The 383-nt window shown below is 60.1% G+C and carries 1 protein-coding gene; it reads right to left on the bottom strand.

Annotated features, from left to right (window positions below):
* Window positions 1-383 (bottom strand): methane monooxygenase/ammonia monooxygenase subunit C (locus tag ACYQ1H_RS15595; RefSeq protein WP_460028955.1); only part of this gene is annotated, 383 nt, incomplete at both ends.

Here is a 383-nt window from a genome sequence, read left to right as displayed (position 1 = left end):
GCCAAAGCCGGTGATGATGTAGATCGGGTAGCTCAGGTAGAACTCGATGATGTGCGACGGGGTGAAGTCGGTGTCGCGCACGATCGTCTGGTGCCAGGTGCCGTCCTGCTCGGTGAAGTACGAGGCACCCCAGTAGATGGCATTCGCATAGGCGAACAGCCAGATCAGGTGGGTCATGTTGCGACGCAGTTCTTCACGCGGCTCGACCGCGGCCAGGTTGCGGTCGCGGGTCTTCCAGATGTAGCCCCACAGGATGGAGGCGGTGACCACTTCCAGTACGATTTCGGTGTACAGGAAGTTCATCCAGTAGGTCTCGAACTCCGGTGCGAAGGAGTCCAGGCCAGCGGACCAGCCGTACACGCCTTCATACCAGCGTACCCACA

Source organism: Methyloparacoccus murrellii, assembly GCF_054657115.1.
The sequence above is the reverse complement of the archived record's forward strand: the minus strand, read 5'-3'. Positions and strand labels throughout refer to the sequence as shown.